This window comes from Pararoseomonas baculiformis (genome assembly GCF_017813395.1).
Classification (GTDB): Bacteria; Pseudomonadota; Alphaproteobacteria; order Acetobacterales; family Acetobacteraceae; genus Roseomonas; species Roseomonas baculiformis.
Window position 1 is genome coordinate 1 of the sequence record NZ_JAGIZB010000008.1, and the last position, 12,161, is coordinate 12,161.

Below are 12,161 nucleotides of genomic sequence, written 5' to 3' on the forward strand. Positions count from 1 at the left end.
GGCCGCCCAAGCCTCATCCGAAAGCCAGAACAGACGCGCCATGTCGGCCTCCTAACCGCTCGAACCCGATCAGGATGTAAAAAGGCCAGAAAATTCAGCGGCTTGTTTGAGTTCCCAACCTAGTGAATGACACCCTCGCGAACTTTGCTGTCGACGCTGTCTGGCGCCTACCGGACGAGCCGCAGGCGCCGCCCTTCCGCGCGATGATCTGCTCGACCTCCTTCATCTCCCCAGCACCTCTGGGCGAGCCCTCGTCATACTCCCTGATACCGAATGAGTTAGGGATGCTGCTGTAGCGGCTGAGTGAATTCTCCCCGGAAGTGCTGGTTGAAAATTCCCCAGTTCAGCGCGATTGTCCGTACCCGGGGCGGGCCCCCGGGTACGGGTGGCCCCGGCCGCGCCCCAGGATGCCGACCGGCATCATGGGAGCAGCCCGGTGGTCGTTTCGGACAGCCCTCCCTCCGTCCTGGCGCGACGGGGATGGCAACCCCTGGGAGGTCGCCCCGTGGAACTTGGAATGTTTCTAAAACGGAATCACTACGGCCGGGCGGTCGAGGGAAGGGTGACCAACGTGGGGGTGGGACGCGACCCGGGCGTCACAGTCCGCAGCTCGTTCGGCTCCCCCAAGAAAATCGCGATGCATAACCTCACAGAGGGGTGGGGCGGGACCACCTTGGTCAAGGACGAGACTCCGGAGCAGCGTGCCGCCAAACTTCGGCTTGTTGTCAGCCGAATCCAGAAGCGGAAGGGCCGCGGTGCTCGCGACAGTGTCAGCCCAATTTGAACTCCCTGGGGAAAAGGCTGAGGCGTCGGCTTCTCCGCAGCGCTCAAGTGGCTGCTGGAGCTGTTTGGGAAGGGCATGACGGCCGGGCTGGGCGGCGTCTGTGACGAACAGACCTAGGCAACTCGGACCGATTAGGAATGAACTGGGCGGGCTGAACCGAATGGAGTTCCCTATCTGCTTTTCCCTTCCCGCTCAGCGCCCAAATCAGTCACACGGTGACCTTGGTACGACTCTCGAACGCGGGCATCTCGATTCGGCAATTGCGGTGATGGAATCCTCTTCGGCTGTGCCGGCAAGGCATCTCCTAATCAAGCCAAATGCCCGTGCAGGGTGCAGGGCGCCCGTTGCGCGTTTTATGCGGGCACCCCGTCCGGGGTGCTCAACCGCCGCGCATGTAGTGCCGCTCCGGTCGATAGCGTCCCCGCCACCTCGATAAGAGAAGCAGGGCCAGCCGTCCGAACCAACGTGGTGGCGTCATCATCGAGCTTCCGGAGCGCTCCGGCCATAGTGCGTAGATTGAGGTGGCTCGACATCCAGACGTCGAAACGCCTCTTCCGGAGCCTCATGCAGCCGCATTGCCTCAACCATGCCTGCGGTTAGGCGGGCGACCGCGGCCTCGTCCACGATCGGCGAGGCCTGGCCGGGGTCGGTCGATAGGTCGTACAGGACAGTACGCGCTTCGTCGAAGAGCCCGTGCGGGGGTTCACGAGTCTTCTGCCCGGGTCGCGCCGGGACTTTGAGGAGCGGCATGCCCTGGGTGAACCCGAAGGGCTCCACGAGGCTGGCACCGGCCAGCTCCTCCGTCGCGAAGAAGGTCTTCTGGTGGAGCGGAATGAGAACGTACTCATTCAGCTCCTGCGTCATCAGGTCCGGCGGATAGCGGAAATAGGTGTACCGGCCGTCCGTCACGTTTGTCGCCGCGCCGAACATGCCGAAGATCGCGGTGTCACGGAGGGTGACATCGCTCTCGAGCACCGGGAGGAGGGAATGGCCGGTCACCACGGATGGCGGCTCCACCCCGAAGCAGTCGAGGAGGGTGGGCATCAGATCGATGGTCTGCGTCAGCGCCTTCCGCCGCCCACCGGACGGGTGACCGGGATGCCAGAAGAAGAGCGGCACCCGCGCGATCTCCTCATAAAACGGCATGACGTTCTTCGCCCACCACTCGTGCTCCCCGAAGAGGAAGCCGTGGTCGGTGGTGACGACCAGCGCCGTGTCCTGCCAGAGGTTCTCCGCGTCGAAGACGTCCAGCAGCCGGCCGAGCTGCTCGTCGCAAAGGGTCAGCAGGGCGGCGTAGTTCGCACGGATCTCGGCGACCTCGGCAGGTGACTCAGTGACCCGCTTGTAGCGGGGCCAGTCGAGGATCGGGCCTTCATAGCCGGTCTGGAACCGCTCACGCAGCCGGGGCGGCGCGTAGAAGGGCTCATGCGGGTCGAAGGTTTCGAGATGCAGCAGCCAGCGGTCGGCGTGCCGGTTCGTGGCCAGGAACTCCAGCGCGGCGTCGAAGCACTTCACACTGGGGAAGTCGGCTTCGTCCTTCATGTACTCGCGGTTGATCATGTAGTTCAGGCGGCCGTCCGTCGGCTCGGCTGGATGCTGCAGCGGGTGGTACATGGCCTTGAACCGCTCGAGCGGCGGCTCCACCATCGCCTTCCACTTGTCCTTCTCCTGGCCACGGATGTACTCCCAGCTGGAGTAGCGCTGGTGGTAGGTCGCGCCTCCGTCCTCGAAGTAGTGGAAGTGGTCGGAGATAAGGTGGCTGTACACGCCTGCCTTGCCCAGCAGCGCGGCGTAGGAGATGTCGTAGGGCTCCAGCGGGCCCCAGCCGCGGTGCAGGAAGTTGAGGCGCCCCGTGTGCAGGTCACGCCGCGCAGGCATGCAGGGAAGGCTACCGACGTAGTGCGTGTCGAACACGGCCGCGCGCTGCGCCAGACGGTCGAAGTTCGGCGTCGGCACGGCCGTGCCGCCATAGGCGCCGAGGGCATGGCGATTGAGGCTGTCGAACAGGACGAAAACGACGCGCACGGTGCCTACTCCACTTCCAGGCTGGCCAGGAAGGCACGCCAGCCGCCGAGATCGCTGATGTCCCGGGCGCCGCTCGCCTCGGCCGGGTCGCAGAGGTAGCCATGCACCATCGACCCATCCTCCAGCCGCACGCGACCGAGGCGAATGGGCGGGCGGACGAGGCGCGCGAGCCGCGCCACGGCCCCGGATGGCAAATCGTAAAGCTCGCCCTCGATGCGGGTTCCGCTTCCCGGCGCAACCTCCACCAGGCCCGGCTTGGGGTCGGCTGCCGCGCCGCGCGCCAGCAGGCGATAAGACGCTGCCGTGCGCACTGGCTGCAGGAGTTTCGCCCCCTCATCCAGGAGTTCGTGGTTTCGGGACAGGCCCGCGAGGTGGTTGCCCACCGCGAGAAGAAGATCGCCGCCGGCCTCGTTCGCCATGACCGCGCCTACTCCGGCCGGATGCCCTGACGGTCGATCAGAGTGCGCCAGCGCTGGATCTCCGCCAACTGGAACGCCCTGCACTCCTGCGGCTGACTGGCGGAAATGCTGAAGCCGAGCTCGGCCATGCGCTGCACCACCTGTGGCTGCTGCAGGGCGGCGACGACCTCGCGATGCAGACGCGCGACGATCGCGGCCGGAACGCCGGCCGGCACCATCATCGCCTGCCAGGAGGTCACGACAAGATCGCGAAGCCCGGATTCCATGCCTGTCGGCACCTCCGGCAGCAGGGGAGAGCGCTCGGGCGAGGTGATGAGGATCGCCCGCAGTCGTCCCTCGCGGACATGGTTCGTGACATTGCCCAGGTTGAAGAAGGCCATGTCGACATTCCCCGCCATGAGGTCAGTCAGGGCCGGCGGGCCGCCGGGGTAGGGCACGTGCTGTGCTTGCGTCCCGGTAAGTTGCTTGAACAGCTCCATCGTGAGTTGGTCCGAGGAGCCGACGCCGCTCGTCGCATAGGAGGTCCGGTCGCCCCGGTTCTTCATCCAGGCAATGAGGGAAGCAGGGTCCCGGGCTGGGTTCCTGGGATTGAGGACGAGGACGTTCGGCGTCGTCGCCACCAAGGTGATAGGGTCGAAGTCCTTCACCGGATCATAGCTCAGGTTCGGGCGAAGGGCGAAGTTGATCGCGAAGTGGCCGATTGAGCCCAGCAGCAGCGTGTACCCGTCGGGAGCGCTGCGGGCCACAAAGCGGGTGCCCACCTCGCCATTCGCCCCCGGCCTGTTGTCCACCACCACCGGCCGCCCGAAGGACTGTTGGAGGATAGGGACGATCGAGCGGGCGATCACATCCCCCGTGCCGCCGGCAGGGCCGGGGATGACGATGCTGACAGGGCGGGACGGCCAGGGGTCCTGGGCGGCGGCCTGACGGGCCGGCACCCCGCCCCCAAGAAGAAGGGAAGCGCCCAGGAACAGCCGCCGACCACATCCAGCCGGCTTGTCGTCAGCGGGCTGGGTTGGCGCGGTCGATGCCGGATCGCGAAAGCTGGAAGGCAGGTCGGTCGGCATGGGGTGGATGTCTCCTCCGGAGCGAAGCCGCCCTGACGCTGGACGGCTTTATTTTCAGCAAGCATCGCGCGATCATTCCGACAGAGTCCAAGACCATCGGGCGACAGGCCCGATGCCGGATCGGCATGGAGTGCCACGCCTGGAACTGCGCCAACTTCGCTACTTCACGACAGTCGGACGCCAGCGGCACTTCGGGCGGGCCGCCGCCCTGCTCCGCGTGGCGCAGCCCGCACTCAGCCGGCAGGTCGCGAAGCTGGAGGCGGAGCTCGGGGTTCAGCTCCTGGAGCGGCATGCCCGGGGGGTGGCCCTGACCGCGGAGGGTGAGGTGCTGCTGGCCCGCGCCGAGGCGGTGCTCGCCGAGGCCGGTGCGCTGTTGGAGGAGGCGCGATCGCAGCGGAGCGAGCCGCAGGGCGCCGTCACCCTCGGCTTTTCCCCGAGTGTGGCTGAGCTTTTCGGGGGCCGCCTGGCCATGTTGAGCCTCCGGCGCCACCCGAACGTCCGGCTGCGGATCACCACTGCGGCGAGCCCCGTGCTGGAAACCTGGATCCACGAGGGACGGGTGGACCTGGCGATCCTCAACGGCCCGACAGATCCCTCGCGGTTTCTCCTGACGCCGTTGCTGGAGGAGCCGGTCTGCCTGATCGGACTGGCGGATGACCCCCGGCTGGCCGCGGAGCGGATCGGGCTTCCTGCGCTGGGTGGCCTGCCGCTGGTCCTCACAGGTCCGCCAGACGGCCCAATGCAGCGCCTGTTGATGGCTGCCCAGGCTCAGGCGAGGCAGACCTTCTCACCACTGGCTCAGGTCGACACGGCAGCCGTAGGGCGGCAACTCGTTCTGGGCGGTATCGGGCCGATGGTGGAAGTAGCGGCCGTGGCAAAGGTAGAACTGGAATGCGGCACCCTCAAGGCCGTGCCGATCGGGGATCTCCACGTTCAGCGCTTTCTCGCCAGGGCCAGGGGACGCGCGGGCTCGGACGCCGTGTCGCGGATCGCCAGCCTCATGCGTGAATGCATCGCCATAATGGTGGCTGACGGCAGCTGGCCAGGAGCCAGAGCGCTGGACCGGGATGCATCAGATGAGACAAGCCAAGTCCGACATTCGCTGTCCTGAGCGCCTGGATGTCCGCTCAGAATGGCGGGGCATCTAAAGCGGCCCGACCGCTTCCGGCCACGCTTTGTCATAGTCTTTATTCCGTAGCAGATCGGCGATGCCACGGCTCGCGCTCTCAACCGCTTGCCCTGGGCTCCCGGGTCCAAGCCCTCTCGACACGGGGCGTTGATCAACTCAAGCCGGCAAGCCGGGATCAAGGAATTGGTAGTGTCTCACTCATTGCTACCGGCTGATATCGCCCTTGGGCGTAAGCTTCGGCGAGTGTCGATCGTCGACTCAGTAGTGGAATGGACTAGGTGTTTGGTCCCGGGATGAGGTGGTGCGGGTTGATTTTGAAGATGGCGGGGTCTTTGGTCCAGGCATTGCAGATGGCCTGGAAGGGCGTTCGCCATCGGAGCGCCTTGAGGTGCTTGGCGAAGTTGCAGGCCGTGATGAAGGCCAGGACATGGGCCTTGAGGGCATCCAGGCCTGGGTAGTGGAAGGCCTTGATGGTGGCGTCCTTGACGGTTCGGTTCATCCGCTCGGCCTGACCATTCGTCCAGGGGTGGTATGGCTTGGTCAGCCGATGCTCGATGCCGTGCTCGTGGCAGACCCGGTCGAAGATGTGGGCACCGAGATAACGGTGCGTCGGCCCGTTCCTGTTCTTCGGCAGGTCGGCGAAGGCCATGCCGTTGTCGGTCAGGACGGTGTGGATGCGATAAGGGAAGGCGGCCACGACCTCGCGCAGAAAGGCGGCGCCATTCATCTTGGTATTGGCGTCGAGGAAGGCGACGTGGGTGAACTTGGATACCCGGTCGATGGCCAGGAACATGAAGAGCTTGCCGTCCGCCAGGCGCAGCTCGCAGACATCGATATGCACATAGCCGATCGTGGTCTCGGCGAAGCGCTTCCGCTGCGAGGCCTTTTCCTCGCTCCTCGGCAGGCGAGAGATGCCGTGGCGGGCGAGGCAGCGGTGGAGAGCACTGCGGGATAGGGCCGGAATGGTCTCCCGCAGGCAGCCAAGGACGTCATCCAGCGGCAGGAGGGTGCGACGCCGGAACTCGACGACGATGGCTTCCTCAGCCTCGGTCAGGACGGTGCTGCGGGGCCGGGCGGGCCCCATCGGGGCATCGGCCGTGCCAGTCCGGCCGCGCCATTTGGCGACCGTCTTGGGGTTCAGCCCGTAGCGGGCCGCAAGGGTCCGGCTGCCCTCTTTCGACGCTTGAAGCTCGGCTCGAACACGCGGCGTCGTTCGGGCTGAACCGTGAAGACCGCCTGCCAAAGAGCATCCTCCCCCTCGCGGGACAAAGATGCACCACTACTCCCCGGGACTACACACCTAGCGCGCCCCGGAGGCCCGTGTACTGATCACACGTCCCATCCGCGCCTGCGCGGGGGGGAAAAGGCTAGGGGTTAGACCACGGGCTGTCTGGGGCCGACATCAACCGGCACCGTGCCACTGGCGGTGAGCCTCAGTACGCGTCCGGGATAGGCGTTTGGCGAGCCGCCGCCCGGTCCTTCATCTCCGCCGCGCGCCTGCTGCAAGTGTAATTCTTGAGGCAGCATGGACGGCCAACATCAGTCTACGTCCGAGCTTACCTCTGGCCCGAGGCCGGATGGAACCGTCAGGGCAGTTGGATCCTGGAGTCCCGGATCACGTCGCCCCACTTCTTGTGCTCGCTTCGCAGGAAGCTGGCGAATTCCTGTGGCGTAGAGCCCATAGGCTCGCTGCCCTCACCGGAGAGCCGCGCCGCCACGGTTGGATGACGCAGGATCTCGCGCAGTACCTCGTTGAGACGTCCCACGATGGCATCCGGCGTATGCGCGGGCGCCACGATGCCGGTCCAGTTCATCGCTTCGAAGCCGGGATAGCCCCTCTCCGCCACCGCTGGGACCTCCGGCAGGAAGCCGACGCGTCCCAGGGAGGTGACCGCCAGTGCGCGCACGCCGCCGGATTCCAGCGTACCCTTTGCAGCCAACGGATTGGCAAAAAACATGTCGATGCGCCCGCCCAGCATGTCCGTCAGCACGGGGGCTGCCCCGACATAGGGTACGACTGTGAGCTCGATCCCCGCGCGGTGCGCGAACATCTCGCCCGAAAGATGCCCTGTCGTGCCCGCGCCGGAATGGCCGACCGTTAGCGCGCCCGGCCGCTTCTTCGCATCCGCGACCAATGCCGGCAGGTCCGCCCAGGGCGCGTCCTTCCGCACCACCAGCACGTTCGGTTGTTGCGCGATGGTGGTCACAGGCGCCAAGTCCGTCAGAGGATCAAAAGGCATGCGGCGGTAAAGGGAGGGGTTGATCGCCAGGTTCGCAGCCTGGCCCATCCCGATGGTGTATCCGTCCGGATTCGCTTTCGCGACCACGTCCAGGCCAATATTTCCGCCAGCTCCGGGCCGGTTTTCCATTACCACCGTCCAGCCGGTCGCCTGCGCCATGCGGTTGCCGATCTCGCGGCTGATCACGTCTGTACCGCCGGCCGGAGGATAGGGCACGATCAAACGGATGGGGCGGCTTGGATACTCGCCCTGCGCCCTTACGACGGCCGGGATGGCGAGAAGCGCTCCCGCACCCATGAGTGCGCGGCGCCCAATTTGACTTGTCATGGACATCCTCCCAAATGATGCAACCCCGCGGGCTGGTTGATCCGGCCTCGCGGACAAGGTTCAAACCGGCGCGGCTACTCCGCCGCGTCCGGAACACGATTGCGGAAGGGCCCCAGCACCTCCGCCGTATCCTGCCCGGCCAGGGGCACGGGCGTCCGCAACCCGAGGCGGCTGTCGCCAAACTGGATGGGCAAGGCAGGCGAGGCCGTCTCCGTGCCGTCCGGCAGGGTGATCGGCACCATTCCGCCCGCATGGTTCAGATGGGGATCGTCGAACAGGTCCCAGGGCTTGGTGATGCGGGCGAAGGGTAGGCCAGCCGCCTCGCACATCGCCTCCAGCTCCGCGATGCTGTGGTTCTTCAGCATGCGGGCAACGAGCGGGATCAGCGTCTCCCGCCCCTGGGCGCGCAGCGTGTTGGTGGCCCATGCCGGGTCCAGCAGTTCCGGCTCCAGCAGCCGGTCCGTGAAGATCTGCCACTGCCGGTCCGTTACCACGCCGACAAAGATCTGCACGCCATCCGCGGATTCGAACACGTCATACACGCCCCAGGCTCGCTTGCCCGAAGGCATGGGCGGAGGCTCCGTCCCCGAAATCGCCTGTTGCAGCATATGCGTGGAGACAAGGAAGGCGGAGTTCTCGAAAAGGCCGGACTGCACATGTTGCCCCTGCCCCGTCGTCTCCCGCTGCCGCAGCGCTCCGAGCACGGCGATGGCGCCAAACATGCCGCCCATCATGTCGTTCACGGGCGCGCCCGCGCGCAGCGGCCGCCCGGCGGGACCCGTCATGTAGGCAAGGCCGGTCATCATCTGAACCACCTCGTCCAGCGCCGTCCGCTTCTCGTAGGGTCCGGAGAGGAAACCCTTGAGCGAGCAGTAGATCAGCCGCGGGTTCCGCGCGGATAGCGCCGCATAGCCCAGCCCCTTCGCCTCGAGTCCACCGGGGCGGAAGTTCTCGATCACCACATCGGCCGTATCGATGAGCCGAAGCAACGCCTCGCGCTCCTCCGCATCCTCCAAATCCACCTGCACGCTCTTCTTGTTGCGTGAAAAGGCGGCAAAGAAGCCGATTCCGGAATTGGTGAGGATGCGCGTGCGGTCCCCCACGCCAGGCGGCTCGATCTTGATTACCTCCGCGCCCATATCCGCGAGGACGAGGCCGCAGGTCGGCCCCATCACCATATGCGAGAACTCAATGACGCGGATGCCGTCCAGCGGAAGCGGTGTCGTGCTGTCCATGCTCATGCTGCCTTCGCCTCGATCCGATACGGGTTGAGGCCACCGCCGCGGATCATCGCGCTCGGTAGCACATGTCCGACAATGTCCTGTGCCAGCGCAGCCGCCTCCAGCAGCGCCTCCAGATCCACGCCCGTGTCGATGCCCAGCTCCTCGCAGAGGAAAACAAGCTCCTCCGTCGCGATATTTCCCGCGGCGCCTGGATGCGCGGCAAAGGGGCAGCCGCCCAGCCCCCCGACCGCCGCATCGAAGGCGGAAACACCCATGCGCAGGCCGGCATGGGCGCAGGCCACGGCCATGCCGCGCGTGTCGTGCAGGTGAAGGCTCAGCCTCGGCTCCGGGTAGCGGGACAGCACTTCGCCGACCAGCCGTTCCACACGCGCCGGCGTGGCCCAGCCCATTGAATCCGCCAGGCTGATCTTTTCAATGGTCAGGCCCAGCTCCTTCGCCAGCGCCATGGCATCATCCAGCGCTCTCACGGCCTGGGCAGCCGGCACGTCACCGGAAAAGTTGCAGCCGAATGCGGCTTGCAGGCTCACCCGCGTCACCGGCACGCCTGCCGCGTGGTGCCCGGCCACGTTCTTTCGCATCGCCTCCAGCTGGCCCGCATGGTCGCGGTTGAGGTTGCGCTTTGCGAATGCCTCGGAGCCTGTGACGGTGATGGAGCCGAAGACGTCCAGCCGGTCCCGGAAGGCGAGCGCCCGCTGGAGCCCTGCAGGGTTAAACCACAGCGCTGTATAGCTCACGCCCGGGCGAGGCGTGATACCGGCAACAACGTCCTCCGCATCTGCCCAGCCTGGCACGATCTTCGGGCTAACAAAGGAGGCCGCCTGAATGCGCTTCAGCCCGGTGTCGGAGAGCGCATCGATCAGCGCGATCTTGCGCGCGGTCGGGATCGGCCCCGGCTCGATCTGGAACGCCTCGCGCGGGCCTTCCTCGGTGATTTCCACGGCCCCTGGAAGGTCGCTCATCGCAGTCTGTCCTTATTGGCGGCGTGCATGGGCGTCCGGGATGTCCCAGGGCGCCCGCAGAACCGTGCCGCTCGTGGAATCGGTGATCACAACGCCTCTTCCGTCCGGCCGGAAGGCGACGTTGGTGGTGAAGCTGCCGCGGATGGACCGCATTGCCGCGACGATCTGCCCCTGTGCGCCATGGATGAGCACATGACCGAGCCCCGCATGGGCAACCAGCAGGTTTCCCTCTGCGTCCATCGCCATCCCGTCTGGCCCCGTGGCGCCGTGATAGGATGCGAATCGGTGCACCTTGGCCGTGCCGCCCTGCGGCAGGAGCGGGACGCGCCAGATGGCATTGTCCCGCGTCATGGCCACGTAGAGCACGTCCTCCTCTGGCGAGAGGGCAAGCCCGTTGGGGCTGGGCCCATTGCCGATGAGCAGGTCAAGTTGCCCATTGGGCCGCAGCCGGTACACGCGCCCGGTGGGGTCGTGCAGCCCCGTCTGACCCTGGTCGGTGAAGAACAGGTCGCCGCTGCGCGCGAAAACCAGGTCGTTCACGCCCTTGAAGCGCTCGCTGTTGGACCGCGTGAGCACCGCCTCCATGCCCCCCGTCTCCGGGTCGAGCGCCATGATGCCGTTCTTGTAGTCCGTGATGAAAAGCCGCCCGTCCGGATGCAGCGCCAGCCCGTTCGGCTCGCCGTCATATTCCGCCACGGTCGTCCAGCCGCCATCCGGCGCAATCCGGAACACGCGGCCATGCGGGATGTCCGTGATGAAGAGGTTTCCGGCTGCGTCGAAGCACGGCCCCTCGATGAAGCAATCCACCGCCGCACCGCGCTTATTGGCGCGGGACCACTCTGAAACGACTGGCCGGCGCAGCTCCTTCGGCATCTCGGCAAGGACGCTCGTCTCAATGATGCGCGGCGGGGAAAAAAGGGCCGAGAGACTCATTGCGGCTCGATCCCTGCCTCCTTCAGGATCCCCTCCCAGCGCAGCATCTCGCGCGCGACATAGCGCCGCGCCTCTTCCGGCGTGTTGCCGACGATCCGGTCCACGCCCAGCGTCCGCAGCTGGCTCTGCGTGGCTTCCTCCGCCAGCACTGCGGCCAGCTGGGCCTGAAGCGCCTGCTGCGTCGCCTCCGGCATTGCGCTTGGCGCCATCAGCACCTGCCACACGCTGAAGGTGGCAGCGGGAAAGCCCGCCTCGGCGATAGTCGGCACTTCCGGCATCACCGGGCTGCGCTGCGCGGCGGAAACGGCGAGCGCCCGCGCCTGCCCGCCCTGCACCGAGGCGAAGCCGGTGATCCCAGCATCGTACAGCATGTCGATCCGCCCCGCCGCGAGGTCGAGCACCGCCGGCGCGCTTCCGCGGTAGGCCACCTCCTCCATCCTGATCCCGGCTGCGTGCAGGAAAAGCAGGCTGACGAGCTGCAGCGCCCCCCCATTGCCCGCGCTGGCGTAGCGCAGCCGCTCCGTTCGCCCGCGCGCGACCAGGTCCTGCACCGTGCGATAGGGCGAGTTAGGTGGCACCATCAGCACCATCGGGCTCTCCGCCACGATGGAGATGGGAGTGAGGTCCTTCACCGGATCATAGTCCAGCCGGGCATAAAGGGCGCGGTTTACCGAATGGCTGGTGTTGGTGAAGAGCAGCGTGTGCCCGTCCTTCGACTGGGCCACCGCGGAGGCAGCGATGTTGCCGCCCGCCCCCGTGCGGTTCTCCACCACGAAGCGCTGTGAGGACCGCCGCGACAGGCCATCGCTCACCAGTCGCGCCACCAGGTCGGTGGGCCCGCCGGCCGAGGCGATCACCAGCACGCGAACGGGCCGTGTGGGCCAGTCCGGTGCCTGCGCGAGGGCCGGAAGCGCGACGCTCAGCGCCAGCCCCGCAAGCAGGCCGACTCGCGCCAGCCGCGGATTGACTCCCTTGATCATCATCCCACCTCCCTCTCCTGGACGTCTGGCCGTGCCGCCCTTCGGGCTGTTCAC

At 66.5% G+C, this 12,161-nt stretch carries 10 protein-coding genes; 1 reads left to right on the forward strand and 9 read right to left on the reverse strand.

Annotated elements, in window-relative coordinates; translation table 11 throughout:
• Window positions 1-1,261: 1,261 nt before the first annotated feature.
• The 3 genes from J8J14_RS09805 to J8J14_RS09815 are packed head-to-tail and all read right to left on the reverse strand — an operon-like array spanning window position 1,262 to window position 4,295.
• Window positions 1,262-2,809 (reverse strand): sulfatase, encoded by a 1,548-nt coding sequence (locus J8J14_RS09805; protein WP_209379325.1) that lies wholly within the window; start codon window positions 2,807-2,809, stop codon window positions 1,262-1,264.
• Window positions 2,810-2,814: 5 nt separating this feature from the next.
• Window positions 2,815-3,228, reverse strand: a complete 414-nt coding sequence (locus J8J14_RS09810; protein ID WP_209379326.1) for an allophanate hydrolase-related protein — start codon at window positions 3,226-3,228, stop codon at window positions 2,815-2,817.
• 8 nt (window positions 3,229-3,236) lie between these two features.
• The gene (locus tag J8J14_RS09815; protein ID WP_209379327.1) at window positions 3,237-4,295 is read right to left on the reverse strand and encodes a Bug family tripartite tricarboxylate transporter substrate binding protein; all 1,059 of its coding nucleotides are present in this window, start codon (window positions 4,293-4,295) and stop codon (window positions 3,237-3,239) included.
• A gap of 130 nt (window positions 4,296-4,425) precedes the next feature.
• On the opposite strand from J8J14_RS09815, the gene J8J14_RS09820 reads away from it, so the two are divergent.
• Window positions 4,426-5,406, forward strand: a complete 981-nt coding sequence (locus J8J14_RS09820; protein WP_209379328.1) for a LysR family transcriptional regulator — start codon at window positions 4,426-4,428, stop codon at window positions 5,404-5,406.
• A gap of 292 nt (window positions 5,407-5,698) precedes the next feature.
• Here the strand turns inward: J8J14_RS09820 and J8J14_RS09825 are convergent, their stop codons facing one another.
• The 6 genes from J8J14_RS09825 to J8J14_RS09850 form a co-directional block, all read right to left on the reverse strand.
• Window positions 5,699-6,667, reverse strand: coding sequence for an IS481 family transposase (locus J8J14_RS09825; protein ID WP_209379329.1), 969 nt, complete (start codon window positions 6,665-6,667; stop codon window positions 5,699-5,701).
• Between the two features lie 343 nt (window positions 6,668-7,010).
• Window positions 7,011-7,850 carry a Bug family tripartite tricarboxylate transporter substrate binding protein gene (locus J8J14_RS09830; protein ID WP_209379330.1) on the reverse strand — a complete coding sequence of 280 codons (840 nt, stop codon included), beginning with the start codon at window positions 7,848-7,850 and terminating at the stop codon, window positions 7,011-7,013.
• Between the two features lie 215 nt (window positions 7,851-8,065).
• Complete coding sequence (locus J8J14_RS09835; protein WP_209379331.1) at window positions 8,066-9,226, reverse strand: CaiB/BaiF CoA transferase family protein; 1,161 nt, start codon at window positions 9,224-9,226, stop codon at window positions 8,066-8,068.
• A gap of 2 nt (window positions 9,227-9,228) precedes the next feature.
• The gene (locus tag J8J14_RS09840) at window positions 9,229-10,194 is read right to left on the reverse strand and encodes a hydroxymethylglutaryl-CoA lyase (RefSeq protein WP_209379332.1); all 966 of its coding nucleotides are present in this window, start codon (window positions 10,192-10,194) and stop codon (window positions 9,229-9,231) included.
• 12 nt (window positions 10,195-10,206) lie between these two features.
• On the reverse strand, window positions 10,207-11,127 hold the full coding sequence (locus J8J14_RS09845; RefSeq protein ID WP_209379333.1) for an SMP-30/gluconolactonase/LRE family protein: 921 nt from the start codon (window positions 11,125-11,127) through the stop codon (window positions 10,207-10,209).
• The gene (locus J8J14_RS09850) at window positions 11,124-12,110 is read right to left on the reverse strand and encodes a Bug family tripartite tricarboxylate transporter substrate binding protein (RefSeq protein WP_209379334.1); all 987 of its coding nucleotides are present in this window, start codon (window positions 12,108-12,110) and stop codon (window positions 11,124-11,126) included. The genes J8J14_RS09845 and J8J14_RS09850 overlap by 4 nt, the downstream gene beginning before the upstream one ends.
• Between the last annotated feature and the right edge of the window lie 51 nt (window positions 12,111-12,161).

Bases quoted from the DNA above. Each gene is read 5' to 3' on its own strand.
- J8J14_RS09845 (WP_209379333.1), bottom strand. From the start codon at position 11,127: ATGAGTCTCTCGGCCCTTTTTTCCCCGCCGCGCATCATTGAGACGAGC.
- J8J14_RS09815 (WP_209379327.1), bottom strand. From the start codon at position 4,295: ATGCCGACCGACCTGCCTTCCAGCTTTCGCGATCCGGCATCGACCGCG.
- J8J14_RS09835 (WP_209379331.1), bottom strand. From the start codon at position 9,226: ATGGACAGCACGACACCGCTTCCGCTGGACGGCATCCGCGTCATTGAG.
- J8J14_RS09840 (WP_209379332.1), bottom strand. From the start codon at position 10,194: ATGAGCGACCTTCCAGGGGCCGTGGAAATCACCGAGGAAGGCCCGCGC.
- J8J14_RS09810 (WP_209379326.1), bottom strand. From the start codon at position 3,228: ATGGCGAACGAGGCCGGCGGCGATCTTCTTCTCGCGGTGGGCAACCAC.
- J8J14_RS09850 (WP_209379334.1), bottom strand. From the start codon at position 12,110: ATGATGATCAAGGGAGTCAATCCGCGGCTGGCGCGAGTCGGCCTGCTT.